This window comes from Tautonia sp. JC769, assembly GCF_040717455.1.
In the GTDB taxonomy this organism is placed as follows: Bacteria; Planctomycetota; Planctomycetia; order Isosphaerales; family Isosphaeraceae; genus Tautonia.
Genome location: NZ_JBFEFH010000004.1, coordinates 314,431 through 334,261, shown reverse-complemented (window position 1 = coordinate 334,261; position 19,831 = coordinate 314,431). Strand labels below are relative to the sequence as shown.

The window sequence follows — 19,831 nt, the reverse complement described above, 5'->3', positions numbered from 1 at the left end:
CCGCGAGGGCGGGAAAGAAGTGGTCTGGTCGCCAAGGAGGGAGGATCGCGGGGTGAGGCGATCGGCCCAGGCACCCCTCACCCGGCCTGACGGCCACCCTCTCCCCCAGAGGGGGTGAGGGTTGAGAATGGCTTGCTCTGCTCCCAGCGTTCGCGGGATGAGGGGTCGGCGGCTGGGGGAGGATAAGAATCGATCGGGATGTCCGAGACGGTTCCAGGCGAGGGGGCCTGATCGGTCAGTCGGCCGGATCGGGGAGGACGACTTGGATCGGGACCGGCTCGGGATGGTCGGCATCGCGGGGGGGGACGGCGAGGGTGACGGGGGCGGAGGCGCCGTCGATCCGGAGGGAGTGCTCGCCGGCCTCGAGGCCGAGCAGCAGGGCCGAGCCGGTGGAGTCGGTGCGGAGCGAGGTCGGCCAGAGGTCGGCGTACGGGCCCGCGGGGCGGAGGACCTGGAAGGGGCAATCGGGGACGGGGCGATCGGAGGCGTCGACGACCTGGAGGGAGATCGGGGCGCCGGGCTCGGGGATGTCGAGGGCGAGATCGGGGAGGGGTTCCCCCTCGGCGGCGACGAATTCGATGGCGGGGGAGGTCCAGATCCGGTCGCGGGATGCCTGGACGAGGTAGCGGCCGGGGGTCAGGCCGGCGAGGAGGAACGCGCCGTCGGCGTCGGCGGTGGTTTCGAGGCTGAGGGCGAGCGAGAGGTCGCCGCCGCCCTGATGCTGGGCCGACACCCGGATCTGGCCGAGGCGGTCGCCGAGTGGCCGGCCGCCGATCGTGACGCGGCCCGAGGCGGCGACCGGGGGGGGCAGGACGATGCGACGCGCCTCGGGCTGGTCGGCCCCGAGGACGACCGCGCCGTTGGAGCCGGGCAGGCGGACCGCGACCGAGGGGGCGGGGACGCGGCCGGGGGGCTCGTCCTCGCCGAGGGAGATCCAGCGCCCGTTCCAGGAGAGGCGGCCCGAGGCATCGGTGATCCCTTCGGTGGTCGGCCTCGCGTAAGCCGGGGAGAAGAGCAACGCCCGGGCGGCGAAGGCGGGGACCTCGCCGTTTTCGAGGAAGACGCGGGCGGCCGGAGGCGGGTCCGGGAAGCGTCGCTCCCGGGGGTCGGGGGCGTCCGCGGGGGCGGGCAGTTCCAGGCGGTTGACCCCCTGGGCCAGGTCGACCTCGACGGGGCCGAGCGAGCGGTGGTCCTGGTCGATCACCCTGGTGATGTAGAGGGACGCGGTGCCGATCGGGAGCGGACCGATCCGGAATCGGCCGGACTCGGGGTCGTGCCGGGCGGTCGGCTCGATTCGGCCTCGGGCGGGATCGCCGGCGACGTTGACCCGATCGTTGCGGGCCTGGAAACCGGGGCGAGGCAGCAGGAGGCCGTCGAGGTAGGCGACCGGCTCGGCCCGGAGTTCGACCGTCCGGTCGTCGTCGGAGGCCAGCTCGACGGCGCGGCCGAGGATGGCGAACGGACGGCGGAAGCGTTCGGCGTCCGGGTCGTCGGAGAAGGTGAGGGTCGGCGGCGGGTCGAGGCCGTCGAGGATGGCTCGGATGCGGTAGGAACCGCTGGGCAGTTCGGTGAACCGGGCCAGGCCAGTCTCGTCGGTGGTCGCGGCGAAGTCGATCGATTCGTCCCAGCCGGGAGTGACGAGCAGGGCCGTCCCCGGGGCGGGCCGGCCGTCGGCATCGCGCAATTGGATCTGGAGCGTGGCGGGCCCGCGACGGACGGCGCGGAGCGGGATCGGCTCCCCATTTGGCTCGGCGGCGGAGACGGCGACCTGGGCGGTGGCCTCGTAGAAGGGCTCGGCGCGGTCGGGGTTGGGGTGGAGCTTCGAGTCGCGGAACCGGACGAGGACCTGGTGGATTCCCGCGGCCTGGAAGGCGTGGGCACCGATGCCGTCGTCATCGACCGCGAAGGAGGAGGAGGAGCCGGGCTGGGGCAAGGTGATGAAGAAGTCCCGGGAATCGAGCGGCGAGCCGTCGGGGAAGAGGACCCGGAAGCGGCGCTCGGTGGGGCGCGGCTGGAGCGCGACCGAGTGCGCGACGGTCTGGCCGTCGGCGACCTCGATGCCGTCGGCCATGCCGAGCACGGGAGGATCGTTCCCGACCCTCCAGAAGTGGAACTCCAGGCGGGGTGCCTGGCCTTCGGCGGCCCGGATCTGGTACGAGCCGGGCAGGAGGTGGTCGAACCGGGCGACGCCGTCGGGACCCGTGGTGGCGGTCGGGGAGAGCCGGGAGAAGGGGTCGGCGTCGTCGTCGGCGCCGCGCTGGGGGCCGAGGATCATGGTCCGGGCGAAGAAGTTCCCGTAGGGGCTCGCCTGTTCGAGACGGACCCCGGCGTCCGGGACGGGGCGGCCGTCCTTCAGGACGGTGACGAGCAGGGTTCCTCCCCGGTCGGCCAGGGTGATTTCGAGGGGGGGGCGATCGGGGGCGTCGGGCGAGGGGGCCGGGGCGTACGCCACGGCGGGGGGCCGGCCCTGCGGGGAGACGACGACGAGGAGCGTGCTCATGAACTGATGGGAAGGCCCGGCGATGCGGAAGGCGCCCCGGGCGTCGGTCGTGGTCGAGCGTTGTTCGCCCCCGAGCCGCATGCCGGTGTTGAACTCGGCCCGGACGGCGACCGGGGCGTCGGGGACGGGGAGGCCACGGGCGTCGGTGACGACGCCTTCGACCCAGGTGATTTCCTCGTCTGGATTGCCGCGATTGACAAACCCGCCCATCCCTTGCGGGGCGCCGGGGGGCGGTTCAGGGGCGGGGCCGAGGACGACCCCCTCGATACTCCGGCCGGGGACGACCGCGAGGTTGACCTGATCGACCCGGACCGGCTTGCCGTCGAGGAAAGCCCGGAGGGTCTGCGGGCCGGGCTGGACCCGGCGGAGGGTGAAGCGGCCGTCGGCGTCGCACGGGGCCCGGGAGGAATTCCAGGGGGTCTCGCCGACGCCGACCGTGTCGACCTTGCCGATCAACTCGGGGGCGAGTCGCCCTTCGACCGCGCCGAACCGGGCGAGCCGGGGGACCCGGGGCTGGACGGCCTGACCGCCGACGACCTCGAACCAGCCGGTGGCGCCGAAGCCGACCTCGGGGACGACGAGGCGGAGGCGCTGCATCCCCTCGACCCAGCGGAGGCGGAGGAGGCCCCCGTCATCGGTGGCGGCGGAGAGGCGGGCGCTGGTCTCTCCGTGGAAGCCGAAGCGTCGGCCTTCGGGGTAGACCTCCACGGCACGATGGGCGAGCGGGGTGCCGTCGGATTCGAACAGCCGGATCTCGGAGGTGCCGGTCGGGGGGCAGAGGACCTGGAGGTGGGGTTCGCCGTCCTCCCGAGTCCAGCGGGTCTCGGCCGATTCGAGGTACTGGTCCTCGGCGTGGCGGCGGAAGGACTCGTTGAGGGGGCCTCGGCCGACGTGGACGATCTCCCAGGTGGAGGCCCTTGGGTCCTGGACCTGGATCCGGCAGAGGGGGCCGCTGGAGCCCTCGGCGCCGGCGTGGAGGTTGAGGACGCGGAGGGGGATCCACCGGAAGCGGCCGTCGGCGTCGGTGGTGACGGTGGTTTCGGGGTGCCCCCCTTGCGAGAAGGAGAGGGAGACGAAGGCGGCCGGTTTCTCGGTGCCGACGAAGACGGCGGTCCCCTCGACGACTTCGAGACGCTCGTCGGCCTGGGCGGGGAGGGCCGGGATCGCGACGAGCAGGAGGCCGAAGGTCAGGCGGATCATGGGGGAGGCGCTCCGATCGGGCCGCGGCGTCCGAATCAATCGGCGAAGAACCAAGCCTTCAGACTCTAGAGCGTCATTGAGCATTCGACCGGTTGCGAAGTTTTTCGGAATCGTTACGACCGCGAGGGGCGATCCTCCCTGGGCTTCTTGCGGATGGGGGGGAGTGACTCGACGGCGGGGCCGTCGCCGGGCTGGCAAGTGGGGCAGAAGTGGCTCGACCGGCCGATGAGGCCGGCGATGCGGGCCCGGACGATGGGGGTCTGGCAGACTTTGCAGGGCTCGCCGGTGCGGCCGTAGACGTGATTGATGGCGAGGAATCCGCCTTCGAGGCCGAGGACGGTCCGGTAGCCCTGGTCGAAGCTGGAGCCCTCGGCGGCGATGGCGGCGGCGAGGACCTCGCCCATGGCGCGGTGCATCAGGTCGATGGAGGGGCGGTCGAGGGTGTTGGCCGGGCGCTCGGGGTGGATGCCGGAGCGGTGGAGGATCTCGTCCGCATAGATGTTGCCGATGCCGGCCAGGACCTTCTGATCGAGGAGCGTGGGCTTGATCGGCCGGGAGGTGCGGGAGAGCCGCTGGGCCAGGTCGTCGGCGGAGATGACCAGGGCGTCGGGGCCGTGGGACTTGGAGAAGGCGAGCGCGGCGGCGTCGAGGTCGGGATACCAGGCGATCCGGCCGAGGCGACGGGGGTCGTTGTAATGGACGGCGGCGTAGGGCTCGGGGCGGGCCATCGCGAAGCTGAGCCGGATGTGCCGGGCCAGCTCGGAGTCGACGAGGTAAAAGGCTCCGGTCATCCGGGGCTGGATGACGATGATCCCCCTGGGTGCGGCCAGGGCGATGACGACCCACTTGCCGCGGCGGTCGACGGACTCGACGCGAGCGCCTTTGGCATTGCGCTGGAGGGTGTCGGCGTCGCAGTTCGCGAGGAGGTGGGGGTCGATGACCGCGAGTTTGCGGATGGTCCGGCCCTGCAGGGCGGGGCGGAGTCCGCGGACCATGGTCTCGACCTCGGGCAGCTCGGGCATGGCAAGGGGACCTGATCGGCCAAGGGGCGTTGAGGGCGGAGCGATCGGGGCAACGGGACTCCATTGTACGCCTTCGCCGATCGTTCACGAACAGTTCACCGATTGATCGCAAACGATCAGAAATGTTTCCGGAATCGCGCAGAAACGGTCATTTTCGGCGGTGGGTCCTTGACGGGATTCGCTCGGCATTGGAATCTAGTGAGAGAGTCGTGCGAGAAACCTGCCGGAAGGGGTGACATGCTGGTCGAATCGCGGCGACGAACCCTCCTGGAGCTGGTCAGCCGACAGGGGTTTGCCTCCCTGGAGGAGCTGGTCAAGGCGACGGGGGCGTCGGAGAGCACGATTCGGCGCGACCTGGAGGCCCTGGACCAGGCCGGGGCGATCAAGCGGACCCACGGCGGGGCGGTCTGTTCGGGAGAGGTGCGGTCGATGCCCGCCCTCGACGACCGGGTGACGACCGCGGCCGAGGAGAAGCAGGCGATCGGCCGGGCGGTGTGCGACCTGATCGAGGACGGCGAGACGGTCCTGCTCGACGGCGGGACGACCACCCTGGAGGTGGCCCGGGCGCTGGTGGGGAGGCCCTTGCAGGTGGTGACCAATAGCCTGCCGATCGCGGCCCTGCTGGCGTCGAGCAAGGAGACCGACCTGATCCTGATCGGCGGCTACGTCTACCCCCGGACCGGCGTGGCGATGGGACCCCTGGCCGTGGCCACGATGCAGGGCATTCGCGTGCGGCGGGCGGTGCTGGGGGCCGGCGGGATCACGGGCGAGGGCGTGTTCAACTCGAACAGTCTGCTGGTCGAGACCGAGCGACAGATGATGACATGCGGGCAGGAGATCGTGATCGCCGCGGATCATTCCAAGTTCGGCCGCCTGTCGCTGACCCGACTGTGCGGCCTGGATGAGGTGGATCGCGTGGTGACGGACTCGCGGATTTCCGGCGACGACCGGGAGATGCTGGAGGATGCCGGGGTGGCCCTGACCATCGCTCCAATCGGCCCGATTGAAGACAACGATTCCGACCGCCGAGCGTCGGCCAGAACCCCCGGATCGAGGAGCGTCTCCCGATGAGTGCGACCGCCGCGATCAGCCGAGGACAGATCGAACAGGTCGTTCGGTCGATCCTCCAGCAGCAATTCTCCGGCAACGGCCAGGCGCAGGCCGGGTATCGGCCGAATCTGGTGGTGAACATCTCGGCCAGGCACGTGCACCTGACGCAGGAGCATGTGGACATCCTCTTCGGCCAGGGCTACCAGCTCAGCGAGATGAAGCGCCTGTACCAGGCGACCGACTTCGCCAGCAACGAGACGGTGGCGGTGGTCGGGCCCCGGCAGCGGATGATCCCGAATATCCGCATCCTGGGCCCCTGCCGGAAGTTCAGCCAGGTCGAGCTGTCGTTCACCGACGCGATCAGCCTGGGCATTGATGTCCCCGTGCGGATGTCCGGGGACATCGAGGGGACCCCGGGGTGCCTGCTGATCGGCCCGAAGGGGAGCGTCGAGCTGACGAAGGGGGTCATCAGGGCCGAGCGGCATGTTCACATGGGAGATCGAGACGCCGAGTACTACGGCGTGAAGGCGAAGGACCGGATGAATCTCCGGATTCACGGCCCCTGCCCGACCACGCTGGAGGGCCTCCTGGTCCGGACCCATCCGGACTGGAAATTGGAGGTCCACATCGATACCGACGAGGGGAACGCGAGCGACCTGGTCCATGCGACCAAGGTCGAACTGATCAAGCCGTGAGGCCCGGGGCGAGGCCGGGGCGCCTCGATCGCCGTCACTCACCGACACCGACCGACACCACACCACAACGAACCATTGCCGACGTTTCGGGGGGCGTGACCCCGGCCGGCGGCCGAACTGCAGGGGACCGATCATGGCCAATGGATCCATCCACGAAGCGCTCGGGATGATCGAGACGAAAGGGTTCGTCGCGCTGGTCGAGGCGACCGACGCGATGCTGAAGGCGGCCAACGTGGAGCTGGCCGGCTGGGACAAGGTCGGCAGCGGCCTGGTGACGGCGTTCGTCGTCGGCGACGTGGCGGCGGTGAAGGCGGCCGTCGACGCGGGGGCCGCGGCGGCGAGCCGGATCGGCGAGGTCTTGAGCGTTCAGGTGATCCCGCGGCCGCACGAGGAACTCGGCGGCGTGCTGAGCTTCGCCAAGGCGAAGGCGGCGGCCCAGGCCGGCACCGCGTCCGCCCCCAAGAAAGAGGGAGCCTGAGTCATGGCATTCGGAAATGCATCGGGAGAGGCGCTCGGGATGATCGAGTGCCGGGGGCTGGTCGGCATCATCGAGGCGACCGACGCGATGCTGAAGGCGGCCAACGTGACGCACGTGGGCCGGATCAGCGTGGGCGGGACGTACGTCACCACGGTCGTCCGGGGGGACGTGGGGAGCGTCCGGGCGGCGGTCGAGGCCGGGGCCGAGTCGGCCAGCCGGGTCGGCGACCTCGTCTCGGCGCACGTGATCCCGAGGCCGGACCCGGCCGTGCTGGGCACTTTCTTCGCCTGATCCGGGCCGTCGAAACCGACCGGGCCGATTGATCGTTCAGGGCAAGGCGCGGGAGGGGATGTCGACCCTCCCGCACGTTGCATCGCTCCGCTCAACCCATTCCATGATCGAGAACCATCCATGAACGGCTCGGCGCTGGGCCTGATCGAGACGAGAGGGCTGATCGGCCTGATCTACGCGTATGACGCGATGCTCAAGGCTGCAAACGTGGAGGTGGCGACGCCGGTCATCAAGCTCGATGGCGGCGTGGTCAGCGGCATCATCCGGGGGGACGTGAGCAGCGTCCGGGCCGCGGTGGAGGCCGGGGCCGAGGCCGCGGCGCGCTGCGGCGAGCTGCATGCGGCCCATGTGATTCCCCGGCCCGACCCGGCCGTGGTCGCCGCCTTCGTCGGCAAGTGACCCGGGCGATTGAAAGGGACGCGCGATGAAGATCCTGGTCGCCAACCTCGGCAGCACCAGCTTCAAGTACCGCCTGTATGACCTGGGGGCGCCGGGAGAGCCGATGCTCGCCCGGGGGGCGGTCGATCGGATCGGTGCGCCGCAGTCGAAGGTCGCGTACAGCTCGTCGAAGGGGAAGACCGACGGCGAGCAGCCGATCCCCGACCACGGGGAGGCGGTGCGGCTCTGCCTGGAGCAATTGACCGACCCGGACCTCGGCGTGATCGCTTCGGCCGACGAGGTCGCGGCGATCGGATTCAAAGCGGTTCATGCCAAGGGGGTGAGCGGAGTCCAGCGCGTTGATGCGAACCTGCTCACCGCGATGGAAGCGTTCAACGACGTCGCCCCGGCGCACAACCCTCCCTACGTGAAGGCGATGCGGATGCTCGCCGAGCGGTTCCCGAGCATGCCCCTGGTGGCGGCCTTCGAGACCGGCTTCCACGCGACGATCCCCGACCGGACCCGGCGCTATGCCATCCCGGAGGCGTGGGCGACCGAGCACGGGGTGCTGCGCTGGGGGTTCCACGGTGCGAGCCACCGCTACATCGCCGAGCGGTCGGCCGAGCTGATCCAGCGGCCCGGCCTGAAGGTGATCTCGTGCCATCTGGGGGGCAGCTCCTCCCTGTGCGCGATCAAGGACGGGAAGTCGGTCGCCACGAGCATGGGCATGAGCCCGCAGTCGGGCCTCTTCCAGAACAACAGGGTGGGGGATTTCGATCCGTTCGCCCTGCCGGCGGTGATGCGGGCGACCGGGATGTCGCTGGAGCAGACGCTCGACGTGCTGGCGTCGCAGTCGGGCTTGCTCGGCCTCTCCGGGGTGAACGACCTGCGGGACGTGGAGGCGGCGGCCGATTCGGGGGACGCGAAGGCGCAGCTCGCGCTGGAGATGTTCGTCACCTCGATCCGGCACTACCTCGGCGCCTATCTCGTGGAGCTGGGGGATACGGACGCGATCGTGTTCACGGCGGGCATCGGTGAGAATTCGTCCCGCATTCGATCGATGGTCTGCCGGGATCTCGGGTTCTTCGGCATTCACTTGAACACTGAGCTGAACGAGGCGGTCGGCGGGGAGCACAAGATCTCGACGGCGGACAGCAAGGTCGAGGTCTGGGTCATCCCGACGAATGAGGAGATCATCGTGGCCCGGCAGGCGAGAGACCTGCTGGCGGGTTCGGCGTGAGATGGTGGTCGTCGTGGGAACCAACCTTCAGGAAATCGGAGCGCATCGATGTTTGTTGCCCGAGTGACCGGATCCGTGGTCGCGACCCAGAAGGTCGCGTCGATGACCGGGCACAAGCTCCTGACGGTTGAGCCGTACCGGGTCGATCCCGAGTCGAACACCCGACTGGTCCCGACCGGCCGGACGTTCGTGGTGGTCGATACCTTGGGGGCGGGCCTGGGCGAGATGGTCCTGATCTGCCAGGGGTCGAGCGCCCGCCTGACGCCGGAGACGGAGAAGCTGCCGATCGACGCGGTGGTGATCGGGCTGGTGGACACGGTCGATATCGGCGGCTCGGTGGTCTTCTCCGGCCGGGACGATGGCCGTGACCATTGATGTTCAATCGTCGGAATTCAAGATCTCGGGGGAGAGTCGGATGCGGCCTGGAGATCATGCTGGCCATCCTGTTTGCGCTGGTCCACTCCGCGGTGGCCTGGCACGTCTCGGGATGGTGGCCGCGGGTGCTTTCGTTGCCGCCGAACGCACCGGCCCGGGTCCTCTTCGCGATGTACTGGTGGCCGCCGATGCGGCTGCTCGGTGTGGTCGCCGCCGAGGCGGGGGCGCCGGCGGGGGGGATCACGAACCTGATGCTCCTGCCCCTGGCCTGGATGACCTGCTTCGTCTACGGGTGGTTGACCGCGATCGCCATCCGCCTTCCGTTTCGGATCAAGAACCGTCGATAACCTGATTCAGTAGGCCATTGGCCGGGTCGATCTGATCGACCGGCCGATGCCGGGCGCGGCCCGGACTGGGCCGAGCCCTTCCCTTCCCGGGGTGATCGCCATGCAACCGATGACCGAGGACCTGATTCGCAACGTGGTGCAGCAAGTCTTGTCGCAGATGGGCGGCAACGGCTCGCCCGCGAGCACCGGCGGGCAGCGCCCGAGCGGCAACGACGGCGTGTACCCGACGGCCGATGCCGCGGTGGCGGCGTCGGAGGCGGCCTTCCGGGCCTTCCGCCTGCGTCCGCTGGCCGATCGGGACCGCGCGGTCAGGGAGATCAAGCGGCTCTGCGTGGAGCGGGCCGAGGAGTGGGGCCGCAAGGAGCTGGACGAGACGACGATCGGCCGGCTCGACCACAAGATCGCCAAGCTTCGGGACGCGATCCCGCCGATCCCGGGGGTGGAATACCTGCGGACCGAGAACAACGCGGGCGACAACGGACTGACCCTGACGCAGTACGCCCCGTTCGGCGTGATCGGCGCGATCACCCCGGTGACACACAGCCTGCCGACCTTAGCGTGCAATGCCATCAACATGCTCGCGGCCGGCAATACGGTCGTCTTCAACGCGCACCCGTCGGGGGCGAACATCGCGGCGGAAGGGGTGCAGGCGTTTAACCGGGCGATCCGGAATGCGATCGGCCTGGACGACCTCCTGACGATCATCAACCCTCCCACGATCGAGTCGGCCGACGCCCTGTTCAAGCACCGGGGCGTGAAGCTGCTGGTGGTGACGGGGGGGCCGGTCGTGGCCCGGGCGGCGTTGGCGAGCAACAAGCGGGCCATCGTGGCCGGGCCGGGGAATCCGCCGGTGGTGGTCGATGGGACGGCCTGCGTCGACAACGCGGCGAAGTCGATCATCGCGGGGGCCGCCTTCGATAATAACCTGCTCTGCATCGGCGAGAAGCAAGTGTTCGCCACGGCGGACGTCTTCGACAAGCTGATGGATGCGGTGGGCAGATCGGGCGGCTATCGGCTCGATCCGCACCAGATCGAAGCGTTGACTCGGGCGGCGTTCGTGAAGGGGGACGACGGGAAGTTCCACGTCAATAAGGATCTGGTGGGCAAGGACCCGGGCGTGCTCGCCCGATCTGCGGGGGCGACGATCCCGGCGGGGACCCAGATCCTGTTCGGGGAAACCGGGGCCGATCACCTGTTCGTGGAACATGAACAGATGATGCCGTTCATTCCGTTCGTGCGGGTGACGAACGTGGACCGGGCCATCGAACTGGCGAAGCAGTCGGAGCACGGTTACGGCCACACGGCGATCCTGCACTCGCGCGATACGACCGTGATGGACAAGATGGGCCGGGTGATGGACTGCACGATCTTCGTCGTCAACGGGGCCTGCGTGGCGGGGCTCGGGACGGGGGGCGAAGGGGTCGGCTCGTACTCGATCGCCGGGCCGACGGGTGAAGGGGTGACGACCCCATTGACCTTCACCCGACAGAGGCGGACGGCGATCATCGGCGGGATGCGGTTCATCTGACCGCGACTCACTCACCCTTCACTTGCTCGGAGGATCGACCCGTGCAGATCGGCCGCGTGCTCGGTTCGGCGACATCGACGATCAAGCACCCGACGTTTCAAGGGGAGCGGCTGGTCGTGGTGCAGCTCGAAGGAACCGACGGGCGGGACGACGGCGAGCCGGTCCTTGCGTTCGACCGGCTCGGGGCCGGGAAGGGGGATCGGGTGATCCTGACGAGCGACGGGAAGGTGTTGCAGGGGATGCTCGGCCGGAATACACCCGGCCGGTGGAGCGTGCTGGGGTTGCCGGATTCATGATCGTGCCGACGATCGGACAGGTTGATGATGCCGTGAGGGCCGTGCTGGCGGGCTTGCGCCGGGCACCCCGGCCCGATCGCCGATCGTCCGGCGTGTTCGCGGGGCGGTTGCTCGGCCAACGCCAAGTTGAGGGGCTGGGGGAGGAGATCCGGGAGATCCGGATCGCCCCGAACACGGTCATCACGCCGATCGCCCGCGACCTGTTGAAGCGTCGAGGGATCTTGATCCGATGGGTCTCGGAGCGGCTGGCGGCTCGGATCGGAGAATGGGGATTCGTGCTGGAAGACGGGGCGGTGATGGCGGACGCCCTGCGGCGATCGCTGCTCGCCGCGGAGGGCGGCTGGCACGACCTGGGGGACGAGCTGATCGAGGCGGCCCACTGGGTTTCGGCCGAGGACGGTCGGGGCGCGGTGGTCTTCTCGGAGCAAGGGTCGGTGGCGTGCTGGCTGGCGTCGCAGGTCCCCGGGGTGCGATCGGCGGCGGCCGGGGATGCGGATGGGGTGGCCCGGGCGGTGGAGCACCTGGGGGTGAACCTGCTGGTGCTGGAGCCGGCGGGGCATTCGATCCCGTCGCTGCTGCACTGCGTGAAGGTGTTCCGGAAGTCGGGGGCTCCCGAATGTCCCGACTGGATTGATGGGGGGACCGGCGATGCGAATCGGCGAGGTGATCGGCCGCGTGACCTGCTCTCGGCTGCACCCGAGCGTGCGGAATCCGCGATTTTTGGTGGTCGTCCCGATGTCTCGGGAGGCGATCACCGGGGGCTCTCCCGGGCGAGGGGAGGAGCTGGTCGTGTTCGATGAGCTGGGGGCGGGCCGGGGGGCGATCATCGGCATCAGCGAGGGGGGAGAGGCGGCCAACGCGTTCTGGAGCGAGAGAGTCCCGATCGACGCGTATTGCGCCTGCCTGCTCGATCGAATCAACGTCTGAAATCACTTGCGAGCGCGGTCCCATTCACAGAGGAGCGTTTGAAGATGGCAGTCAACGGGAATTTCATGGGAGAATGGAAGCTCCGCGAGGAAATGTGCGAGGTGGGCCGCCGGGTCTACAATAAGGGGTTCGCCGCGGCCAACGACGGGAACATCAGCTACCGGCTCGACGAGAACCGGGTGCTCTGCACGCCGACCCGGGTCTCGAAGGGGTTCATGAAGCCGGATGACCTGTGCATCGTCGACCTGGATGGGAACCAGGTTTCGGGGAAGCGGAAGCGATCGAGTGAGATTCTGCTGCACCTGACGATCATGAAGCAGCGGCCTGATGTGCGGGCGGTGGTGCACTGCCACCCGCCTCATGCGACCGCGTTTGCGGTGGCGCAGGAGCCGATCCCGAAGTGCACGATGCCGGAGTTCGAGGTGTTCCTGGGGGAGGTGGCGATCACCCCTTACGAGACGCCGGGCGGGCAGGCGTTCGCCGACACGGTGATCCCTTATATCAAGGACACGGATACGATCCTGCTGGCCAATCACGGCACGGTGACGGCGGGCAGCGACCTGATGGATGCCTATTTCAAGACGGAAATCATCGACGCCTATTGCCGCATCTTGATCCTGACCAAGCCGCTGGGCGGGCCGAAGTACTACAACGACGCGAAGGCGGCCGAGCTGATCCGCCTGAAGCCGGGGATCGGCGTGCGGGACGTGCGGCTGGAGCTGGGGCTCGAGAATTGCGACCTCTGCGGCAACAGCCTCTTCCGCGAGGGGTACAGCGAGTCGTTCAAGCCGGAGCCGCATGCGTTCATCCCGGACAAATTCCAAGCGGCGGTGCAGCAGGCGGCCTGCGCGATGCCGAACCCCCCGGCGAAGGCGGACGGGGCCGAATTCGAGGCCATGGTCCAGGCGATCACCGAGCAGGTGATGCGGGTGATGGGCAACGGGCAGGCGGGCGGGTCGGGGTCGTACGCGGGGTCGTGCTGACTTGAACTCGGCGCGGGCTGGGGCGTCGGGCATTCCTCCCACGGGTCACGAGTCGACAGGTTCGCGAACGAGCGAAAATGAAGGGTGGAGATATGAGAGTCAGCATCGTCGGCGGCGGCGGCCTTGTGGGGTCTTGCACCGGTTTCGCCCTGCAATGCGGCGGGGTGGTCAGCGAGATCAACCTGATCGACGTGAACGGCGACCTGTGCCGAGGGCAGGCGCTCGACATCCTACACGGGGCCCCGCTGGTCGCCGATCAGCGCATCCGGGCGACCGGGTACGAGGCGATCCCCGAGACGGATCTGGTCTGCATCACGGCCGGGTTGCGGCGCAAGCCGGACGAGAGCCGCTTGGATCTGATCAACCGCAACGTCGAGCTGTTCCTGAAGATCCTCGACGACGTGATGGCTGCGGGCTTGCGTCGGGATGCAGTCGTGCTGGTGGTTTCCAATCCGGTCGACGTCTTGACCTATCTCGCGACGAAGCGCACCGGCCTGCCGTCGTCGCAGGTGATCGGGCTGGGGACGATGCTCGACTCGTCGCGGTTCCGTGGCTTGATCGCCGAGGCGATCGGCCTGCCGGCCACGCAGGTGACGGCGACGATTTTGGGAGAGCACGGCGACAGCATGGTGCCGATCTGGTCGGCGGCGCAGGCGGCGGGGCTGCCCCTGGAGAAATTCCCGGGTTGGACGCCGACCACGGGCGATGAGTTGTTCAAGCGGACCAAGGGCAGCGGTGCCGAGGTGATCAAGCTCAAGGGCGGGGCCGGCTTCGCGGTCGGCATCTCGATCCGGGAGGTGATCCACGCGATCGCCCTGGATTCGAGGCGGATCCTCCCGGTCTCTTCGCTCGTGAACGGGCAGTACGGGATGAGCGACGTGTGCACGTCGGTGCCGACCGTCGTGGGACGCGGGGGCGTGCGGGCTCAACTGGAGATCGAGCTCTGGCCGAAGGAAGTGTCGGCGTTGCAACAGTCGTCTCGGGTCCTGCGGGAGACGATCGACATGGTCCTGCAGAAGAATCCGGGCGCGGCCAGGGCGGCCTCGGGGAGCGGGGCCGGGGCGAAGCCGGCGGCCGGGGGTCTCCCCTCGTCGAATGGGAACGCCGCCCGGGTGACGATGGGGAGCGGCGGGGGGAACGTGACGGCGCGGCCTCGCGTGACCATCTCCGGGCAGTCGGGCGGAGGACGAAGTGGTTACTAAGTCGCTCGATCGCAAGCTGGCGGCGATCCACGCCGATCCGCACGGGTGTCGCGAGTTCATCCTGGCCGACGCCAAGGATGCGGACATGGCGTTCGGGATCGGCGCGCCGGGGCAATCTCCCGAGAATCACGCGGGGGAGGTCCGATTCCGGACCTTGCAGGAATACCGCGAGCAGATCCGGCTGAACACGCGGCAGGGGTTGGTGGACATCATGCTGATGTCGGCCAGCACGAATTATCAACTCACGCTGGAAGAACGACTGTTCGACGGGTCGCACGTGACCCCGGCGATCCGGGCCAACGACACGACGGACGTGCACCTGGCGAGGGGGTCGCGCTACGCCGAGTATCCGGCCCAGCCGCACCGGTCGGCCCTGCTCGATCACGCGATGTGCGGGCATGTCGATTGCGCGCCGGAAGAACGATCGCGCGGGGCCGACCTGGGCCTTTATAGCGTCACGTTCAATAACATCCCGGAGCAGGATTTCCGCACGCTCGAACGCTTCCATGCGTTCCGGGAGGAGGCCGAGCGCAAGGGATTTCGGTACTTCCTGGAAGTCTTCGACCCGAATGTTCCGGGGACGATCGACCCGGACGTGTTGCCACACTTCCTGAACGACATGATCGCGCGGATGCTGGCCGGGGTGGCCGGGTCGGGGCGGCCGGTCTTCCTGAAGATTGTCTACCACGGGCCGAAGGCGCTGGAAGAACTGGTGCGGTATGACCCGCATCTGGTGGTGGGCATTCTGGGGGGATCGGCGGGCACGACGTTCGATGCGTTCCATCTGCTGGCCGAGGCGAAGAAGTACGGCGCGAAGGTGGCGCTGTACGGTCGGAAGATCAACAACGCGGAGAATCAACTGGCGTTCATCCAGTTCTTGCGATTGATCGCCGATGGGGAGATCGGGGCCGCCGAGGCGGTTCGGGCCTATCACGCGGTGCTCGACCACCTGGGCATCCGGCCGCACCGCCGCCTGGAGGACGATCTGAAGCCGATGGCGACCTCGATGAGCTACGGGGGGGGATCGACCTCGGTCGTGGTCCCGCCGAAGCAGGAGGCGGCGTCGAACGGAGTGGCGACGCACATCCCGGCACCGGGAGTCGTCGCCCAGTCAAAGGGGAGTTGTGACTGCGGGTGCGGAACGTGTGAAGGTTCGCCGGCCTCTTCAACGCACCGATCGAACGGCGACGTGGACCGCAATGGGTTCCCGACGCGAGACGGGGGGCTTCCCGACTTCAATCGGATGGATGTGGCCCAGCGGCTCGAATATCACCGCCGACGGCTCGGACTGGGGCGTTGACGGGAGGTGAGGATGATCGGGAGTGGCTGCCTGGCAGCACGATCTGAACTCCGCCCTTAATGAACGGGAGGGAGGAACGAACCTACTCCGGATGCCGATTCCCTGACGAATCGTCGAACGGGCCGACCGGCCCCCGGAGAGGATGAAATGGAAGAGCTGTACGATCCGACGCGCAAACCCGAGATGCCGATGACCGAGTTCGAGGTGGACCCGGTGTCGGGGTTTGCCTGGCTCACGGGGTTCTTGGTCCTGCTGATTGCGTCGCTCCTCGGTCTGGTCGTGGGAGTGAGCGGCGAGATCGGGGTGATCGTCGTCGCGGCGATTGCCGGGATCGTGGCGGCAATTGTGGGTCTGACCGGCCTGTTCACGGTCAGCCCGAACGAGGCGAAGGTCCTGCAACTGTTCGGCGAGTACAAGGGGACGGTGCGGCGGCCGGGCCTGCGCTGGGTGAACCCGTTCTACTCGAAGGTCGCGATCTCGACCCGGGTGCGGAACTTCGAGAGCGGCAAGCTGAAGGTCAACGACCGCAACGGCAACCCGATCGAGATCGCCGCGGTGGTCGTCTGGAAGGTCGTGGACACGGCCGAGGCGCTGTTCCACGTCGATCGGTACGAGCACTTCGTCGAGGTCCAGAGCGAAGCGGCCCTGCGGAACCTGGCGACCGGATACGCCTACGACGCCCACATCGAAGATGAGCTGTCGCTCCGGGGCAATACGGCCGAGGTGGCCGAGCACCTGCGGACCGAGATTCAGGACCGCTTGTTCAAGGCGGGCGTCGAGGTGATCGAGGCCCGGATCAGCCACCTGGCCTATGCTCCGGAGATCGCCGGGGCGATGCTCCAGCGGCAGCAGGCCGATGCGATCATCGCCGCCCGGGCCAAGATCGTCGAGGGGGCGGTCGGCATGGTCGAGATGGCGCTCGGCATGCTGGCGAGCCAGAAACTCGTCGATCTGGACAACGAGAAGAAGGCGGCGATGGTCAGCAACCTCCTGGTTGTGCTCTGCAGCGACCGGGGGACGCAGCCGATCGTCAACGCCGCGCAGCATGGGCATTGATCGGATCGGATGGGATCGCATCGTCCCCGGCCGCTGTTTCTGCTCAACGGAGCGGGATCAGACGTCGGGGTCGATGACGTAAGGGTCGTCGGGATGGTCCGGGCAGGTGTACTGGCCCGGCCAGGGTTGACCGGCGACGACGTGGAGGAACTTCGCCATGAAGGGGCGGCGATCGCAGTAGGATCCGTCGCGGAGGAAGGCGCCGGGGATTGCGGGGTCGGGGCGGAGGTGTCGGCTGACGGGGACGGTGCGGAACATGGTGACCAGGAGCCAGAGCACGACCGCGAATCCGGCGATCCCTTGCATCAACGATCGGGTGGTCATGGGTGAACTCGCGGGATCGGATCACGGTGTTTTGGGAGGAGGAAGACGCGATCCCCTGGTTTGAGGCCGTCACGCACCACGAGGCGGTCGATCGACCCGCGATCGACGCGAACGGGTCGTCGGGCCGGTCCCGAAGGGGTTTCGACGACGCAGTACGGACGATGATCGTCCCAGGCGACGGCCTCGCAGGGGACGGTGATCGCCGGGCGGGCGGCGCCGGTCGCGATCGCCACCTCGGCGGTCATCTCGGGCAGGAGGCCGGTGGGGGCCTCGTCGAGGGTGAGCCGGACCCGGAACTGCTGCCAGGCGCCGAAGTGGTACCAGTCGGGGGTCGGGAGCAGGTCGCGCGCGGTGACACGCGCCGGGTAGGAGCGGCCGGGGAAGACCTCGAACGAGACGGTGGCCTGCTGGCCCTCGGCGATCTGCGACGAGAATCGCTCGTGGACCTGGATCTCGACCTCCAAGCGGGAGAGATCGGGGAGGATGAACAGGGGGAGATGCGGGTAGACCTCTGCCCCGTCGCGGACCTGGTAATATTCGCGCCAGGCGGTGTCGGCATAGAGGACCGTGCCGTCGTGGGGAGCGGTCAGGGTGCAGTGGGAGACCTGCTCGTCCAGGTGGTCCTGGCGATCTTCGGCAGCCTGGAGGGCTTCGGTGGCGTAGGCCCGATGGGTCTCGGCACGCTCGACGCGGCTTTCGAGGTCGCGGAGTAGCTTCTCGACGGTGGTGTCAAGGAAGGTCTGGAGCGCGACCTCGGCGTTGTCTCGCGTGATCTCGGCGCGGAGGCGAGCAAGGCGCTGCTCGGCGAGGTCGGCGGACGAGAGGTAGCCGAGTTTTCCCATGCGCTGCGACCAGGTCAGGGAATCCTCGGCCCGAGACAGATCGACCCGAGCCATCGCCAGCTCGGTTTCGAGGAATCGTTCCTGCTGGATGCGATCCCCTTCGCGGAAGGCGATCAATTCGGCCTGGGCGACGGCGAGCTCGCGGTCGGCCTCGGCGAGGGAGGACCGGCAGCGATCGACCTCGATCCGCTGGAGTCGGGCCTGTTCCTCGTAGACGCTCGGATCGAACCGGCAGATCACCTCGCCTTCGCGAACGGTCGCGCCTTCGGGGACGATCTCGATGATCCGGGTCGGGAGCGTGACCCCGAGCGATCCGAAGCCATAGGCCACGCCCGAGAGCAGCTCGACCTTCGGGCTCACGGTCGTCTGCGTGGCCGCCCGGACGACCCCCGACTGGATCAAGGTCGTCCCGACCGACTCGACCCGGACCACCCCCCTGCCCCGGCCCGTCCAGTCGGCGGGCCCTTCGCTCGGGGCCGCTCGATGAGCGAAGGCCAGGGCGGCGGGGACGATCGTCAGCATGAGCCAAACGGCCCACCAGCGTCGCGGTCTCGCCCGCATCACGACACCCCCTCTCCTGCCCCTGACAACTGTCTCACCAGGACGATTGTCGCCGGTGTCCGACAGTTGTCAAGAGGGTGGGGCGGGTCGAGGGGCGGTTCAGGGGGTGGCGAGGGGGGTGTCGATCCAGGTCCGCTCGGCGTGGGAGCGGAGTGTGGCGTCGGCGACGAGCTGGGCGTTCAGGCCGTCGAGGAAGGAGGGGACGGCGTCTCGGCCCTCGATGATGGCGGAGACGAACTCCCAGATCAGGTCGTAGCGGAAGATGGTGGCGGGGGCCCCTTCGTTCGGGTCTCGGGGGCTGGAGGCGGGCTTGAGGTAGTGCGGCGGGACCGGCTCGGGGGCGAGGTCGTGGCCGGTCCGGCCGATGAGGATCGTGTTCGGCTCGTGCAGGCGGTAGACGGCCGAGCCCTCGGAGCCGTTGATCTCGGCCCATTCGTGGCCGAAGCCGTCGCGGTGGTACCCCTTGGCGAGGGTCGTCCCCTCCCAGACGCCGGTCGCGCCCGATTCGAACTCGCCGAGGATGCTCGACCAGTCGTCGACCTGAGAGGGGGGGCAAGGGGAGCCGTCGGCGGTGCGGTCACGCGGGGCGAAGCGGGCGACGGCCCCGCAGATGCGGGCGATCGGGCCGAGCAGGTCGATGGCGAAGTCGATCCGGTGGATGGTCATGTCGAACAGGTCGCCGGCCCCGGCGGTGTCGGTGTACTGGCGCCATCCCCAGCTGGTCTCGGGCCAGTCGAGGAAGCGCTGCGAGCGGAAGTGGCGGGGCTCGCCGAGGGCGCCGGACTTCACCAGGTGCCTCAGGTAGATCATCGAGGGGGCGAAGCGGTAGGTGAAGGCGGTCATGTGGACGACCCGGGCGTCGCGGGCCGCCTCGTACATGGAGCGGACCTCGCCGGCATTCAGGCCGAGCGGCTTCTCGCACATGATGTGCTTGCCGGCCTTGGCGGCGGCCTCGCTGATGGGCCGGTGGGTGAAGTTGGGGGTGGCGATGACGACGGCGTCGACGTCGGGGTCGTTGACGATCGCCTCGTAGTCGGTCGAGACGCGGTCGATGCCCCACTCGGCCTTGCGGCGTTCGAGCAGGGCGGGGTCGCTGTCGCAGGCGGCGACCAGCTCGGCGCGGGGGTCGATGCGGATGCCGGGGACGTGGTGGTAATCGCTGACGGCCCCCGCACCGATGATCGCGATGCGGACGGGGGGCTGGTTGGATCGGATCGCCATGGCAAGTCTTTGTGG

The 19,831-nt window shown here is 68.7% G+C and carries 20 protein-coding genes and 1 pseudogene; 16 read left to right on the top strand and 5 right to left on the bottom strand.

Annotation, left to right across the window (positions count from 1 at the left end; genetic code table 11):
- Nucleotides 1-235: 235 nt before the first annotated feature.
- Both AB1L88_RS06735 and mutM read right to left on the bottom strand, forming a co-directional pair.
- A complete protein-coding gene (locus tag AB1L88_RS06735) occupies nucleotides 236-3,700 on the bottom strand; it encodes a hypothetical protein (RefSeq protein WP_367095869.1) in 3,465 nt (1,154 codons plus the stop codon).
- A 113-nt stretch (nucleotides 3,701-3,813) separates the two neighbouring features.
- On the bottom strand, nucleotides 3,814-4,722 hold the full coding sequence (gene mutM, locus AB1L88_RS06730; RefSeq protein ID WP_367095868.1) for a bifunctional DNA-formamidopyrimidine glycosylase/DNA-(apurinic or apyrimidinic site) lyase: 909 nt from the start codon (nucleotides 4,720-4,722) through the stop codon (nucleotides 3,814-3,816).
- Nucleotides 4,723-4,959: 237 nt separating this feature from the next.
- Between mutM and AB1L88_RS06725 the strand changes: the two genes are divergently transcribed.
- The 16 genes and pseudogenes from AB1L88_RS06725 (at nucleotide 4,960) to AB1L88_RS06650 (ending at nucleotide 16,868) form a co-directional block, all read left to right on the top strand.
- Nucleotides 4,960-5,793, top strand: coding sequence for a DeoR/GlpR family DNA-binding transcription regulator (locus AB1L88_RS06725; RefSeq protein WP_367095867.1), 834 nt, complete (start codon nucleotides 4,960-4,962; stop codon nucleotides 5,791-5,793).
- On the top strand, nucleotides 5,790-6,467 hold the full coding sequence (locus AB1L88_RS06720) for a phosphate propanoyltransferase (protein ID WP_367095866.1): 678 nt from the start codon (nucleotides 5,790-5,792) through the stop codon (nucleotides 6,465-6,467). Before AB1L88_RS06725 ends, AB1L88_RS06720 begins: the two co-directional genes overlap by 4 nt.
- 133 nt (nucleotides 6,468-6,600) lie before the next feature.
- On the top strand, nucleotides 6,601-6,945 hold the full coding sequence (locus tag AB1L88_RS06715; RefSeq protein WP_367095865.1) for a BMC domain-containing protein: 345 nt from the start codon (nucleotides 6,601-6,603) through the stop codon (nucleotides 6,943-6,945).
- 3 nt (nucleotides 6,946-6,948) lie between these two features.
- Nucleotides 6,949-7,236 (top strand): BMC domain-containing protein, encoded by a 288-nt coding sequence (locus tag AB1L88_RS06710; protein ID WP_367095864.1) that lies wholly within the window; start codon nucleotides 6,949-6,951, stop codon nucleotides 7,234-7,236.
- 120 nt (nucleotides 7,237-7,356) lie between these two features.
- Nucleotides 7,357-7,635 carry a BMC domain-containing protein gene (locus tag AB1L88_RS06705; RefSeq protein WP_367095863.1) on the top strand — a complete coding sequence of 93 codons (279 nt, stop codon included), beginning with the start codon at nucleotides 7,357-7,359 and terminating at the stop codon, nucleotides 7,633-7,635.
- Between the two features lie 25 nt (nucleotides 7,636-7,660).
- Nucleotides 7,661-8,854 (top strand): acetate/propionate family kinase, encoded by a 1,194-nt coding sequence (locus tag AB1L88_RS06700; RefSeq protein ID WP_367095862.1) that lies wholly within the window; start codon nucleotides 7,661-7,663, stop codon nucleotides 8,852-8,854.
- 48 nt (nucleotides 8,855-8,902) lie between these two features.
- On the top strand, nucleotides 8,903-9,229 hold the full coding sequence (locus AB1L88_RS06695) for a EutN/CcmL family microcompartment protein (RefSeq protein ID WP_367095861.1): 327 nt from the start codon (nucleotides 8,903-8,905) through the stop codon (nucleotides 9,227-9,229).
- Between the two features lie 56 nt (nucleotides 9,230-9,285).
- Nucleotides 9,286-9,576, top strand: a complete 291-nt coding sequence (locus tag AB1L88_RS06690) for a hypothetical protein (protein WP_367095860.1) — start codon at nucleotides 9,286-9,288, stop codon at nucleotides 9,574-9,576.
- Between the two features lie 100 nt (nucleotides 9,577-9,676).
- A complete protein-coding gene (locus AB1L88_RS06685; RefSeq protein WP_367095859.1) occupies nucleotides 9,677-11,104 on the top strand; it encodes an aldehyde dehydrogenase in 1,428 nt (475 codons plus the stop codon).
- Between the two features lie 41 nt (nucleotides 11,105-11,145).
- Nucleotides 11,146-11,400 (top strand): EutN/CcmL family microcompartment protein, encoded by a 255-nt coding sequence (locus AB1L88_RS06680; RefSeq protein WP_367095858.1) that lies wholly within the window; start codon nucleotides 11,146-11,148, stop codon nucleotides 11,398-11,400.
- Between the two features lie 2 nt (nucleotides 11,401-11,402).
- A complete protein-coding gene (locus tag AB1L88_RS06675; RefSeq protein WP_367095857.1) occupies nucleotides 11,403-12,200 on the top strand; it encodes a hypothetical protein in 798 nt (265 codons plus the stop codon).
- Complete coding sequence (locus AB1L88_RS06670) at nucleotides 12,103-12,327, top strand: EutN/CcmL family microcompartment protein (protein WP_367095856.1); 225 nt, start codon at nucleotides 12,103-12,105, stop codon at nucleotides 12,325-12,327. Before AB1L88_RS06675 ends, AB1L88_RS06670 begins: the two co-directional genes overlap by 98 nt.
- Nucleotides 12,328-12,371: 44 nt before the next feature.
- On the top strand, nucleotides 12,372-13,310 hold the full coding sequence (locus AB1L88_RS06665; RefSeq protein WP_367095855.1) for a class II aldolase/adducin family protein: 939 nt from the start codon (nucleotides 12,372-12,374) through the stop codon (nucleotides 13,308-13,310).
- 92 nt (nucleotides 13,311-13,402) lie between these two features.
- A pseudogene (locus AB1L88_RS06660) lies at nucleotides 13,403-14,329 on the top strand (lactate/malate dehydrogenase family protein); the annotation flags it as partial.
- A gap of 172 nt (nucleotides 14,330-14,501) precedes the next feature.
- Entirely contained in the window at nucleotides 14,502-15,812 is a 1,311-nt protein-coding gene (locus AB1L88_RS06655; RefSeq protein WP_367095854.1) for a hypothetical protein, read from the top strand.
- A gap of 147 nt (nucleotides 15,813-15,959) precedes the next feature.
- Complete coding sequence (locus AB1L88_RS06650; RefSeq protein ID WP_367095853.1) at nucleotides 15,960-16,868, top strand: SPFH domain-containing protein; 909 nt, start codon at nucleotides 15,960-15,962, stop codon at nucleotides 16,866-16,868.
- A gap of 57 nt (nucleotides 16,869-16,925) precedes the next feature.
- Here the strand turns inward: AB1L88_RS06650 and AB1L88_RS06645 are convergent, their stop codons facing one another.
- From AB1L88_RS06645 to AB1L88_RS06635, 3 genes are all read right to left on the bottom strand, one after another.
- Entirely contained in the window at nucleotides 16,926-17,192 is a 267-nt protein-coding gene (locus AB1L88_RS06645; RefSeq protein WP_367095852.1) for a hypothetical protein, read from the bottom strand.
- Complete coding sequence (locus AB1L88_RS06640; protein WP_367095882.1) at nucleotides 17,189-18,595, bottom strand: efflux RND transporter periplasmic adaptor subunit; 1,407 nt, start codon at nucleotides 18,593-18,595, stop codon at nucleotides 17,189-17,191. The genes AB1L88_RS06645 and AB1L88_RS06640 overlap by 4 nt, the downstream gene beginning before the upstream one ends.
- Nucleotides 18,596-18,694: 99 nt before the next feature.
- Entirely contained in the window at nucleotides 18,695-19,816 is a 1,122-nt protein-coding gene (locus AB1L88_RS06635) for a Gfo/Idh/MocA family oxidoreductase (RefSeq protein WP_367095851.1), read from the bottom strand.
- Nucleotides 19,817-19,831 lie beyond the last annotated feature (15 nt).

Bases quoted from the DNA above. Each gene is read 5' to 3' on its own strand.
- AB1L88_RS06735 (WP_367095869.1), bottom strand. From the start codon at position 3,700: ATGATCCGCCTGACCTTCGGCCTCCTGCTCGTCGCGATCCCGGCCCTC.
- mutM (WP_367095868.1), bottom strand. From the start codon at position 4,722: ATGCCCGAGCTGCCCGAGGTCGAGACCATGGTCCGCGGACTCCGCCCC.
- AB1L88_RS06725 (WP_367095867.1), top strand. From the start codon at position 4,960: ATGCTGGTCGAATCGCGGCGACGAACCCTCCTGGAGCTGGTCAGCCGA.
- AB1L88_RS06720 (WP_367095866.1), top strand. From the start codon at position 5,790: ATGAGTGCGACCGCCGCGATCAGCCGAGGACAGATCGAACAGGTCGTT.
- AB1L88_RS06715 (WP_367095865.1), top strand. From the start codon at position 6,601: ATGGCCAATGGATCCATCCACGAAGCGCTCGGGATGATCGAGACGAAA.
- AB1L88_RS06710 (WP_367095864.1), top strand. From the start codon at position 6,949: ATGGCATTCGGAAATGCATCGGGAGAGGCGCTCGGGATGATCGAGTGC.
- AB1L88_RS06705 (WP_367095863.1), top strand. From the start codon at position 7,357: ATGAACGGCTCGGCGCTGGGCCTGATCGAGACGAGAGGGCTGATCGGC.
- AB1L88_RS06700 (WP_367095862.1), top strand. From the start codon at position 7,661: ATGAAGATCCTGGTCGCCAACCTCGGCAGCACCAGCTTCAAGTACCGC.
- AB1L88_RS06695 (WP_367095861.1), top strand. From the start codon at position 8,903: ATGTTTGTTGCCCGAGTGACCGGATCCGTGGTCGCGACCCAGAAGGTC.
- AB1L88_RS06690 (WP_367095860.1), top strand. From the start codon at position 9,286: ATGCTGGCCATCCTGTTTGCGCTGGTCCACTCCGCGGTGGCCTGGCAC.
- AB1L88_RS06685 (WP_367095859.1), top strand. From the start codon at position 9,677: ATGCAACCGATGACCGAGGACCTGATTCGCAACGTGGTGCAGCAAGTC.
- AB1L88_RS06665 (WP_367095855.1), top strand. From the start codon at position 12,372: ATGGCAGTCAACGGGAATTTCATGGGAGAATGGAAGCTCCGCGAGGAA.
- AB1L88_RS06650 (WP_367095853.1), top strand. From the start codon at position 15,960: ATGGAAGAGCTGTACGATCCGACGCGCAAACCCGAGATGCCGATGACC.
- AB1L88_RS06645 (WP_367095852.1), bottom strand. From the start codon at position 17,192: ATGACCACCCGATCGTTGATGCAAGGGATCGCCGGATTCGCGGTCGTG.
- AB1L88_RS06640 (WP_367095882.1), bottom strand. From the start codon at position 18,595: ATGCGGGCGAGACCGCGACGCTGGTGGGCCGTTTGGCTCATGCTGACG.
- AB1L88_RS06635 (WP_367095851.1), bottom strand. From the start codon at position 19,816: ATGGCGATCCGATCCAACCAGCCCCCCGTCCGCATCGCGATCATCGGT.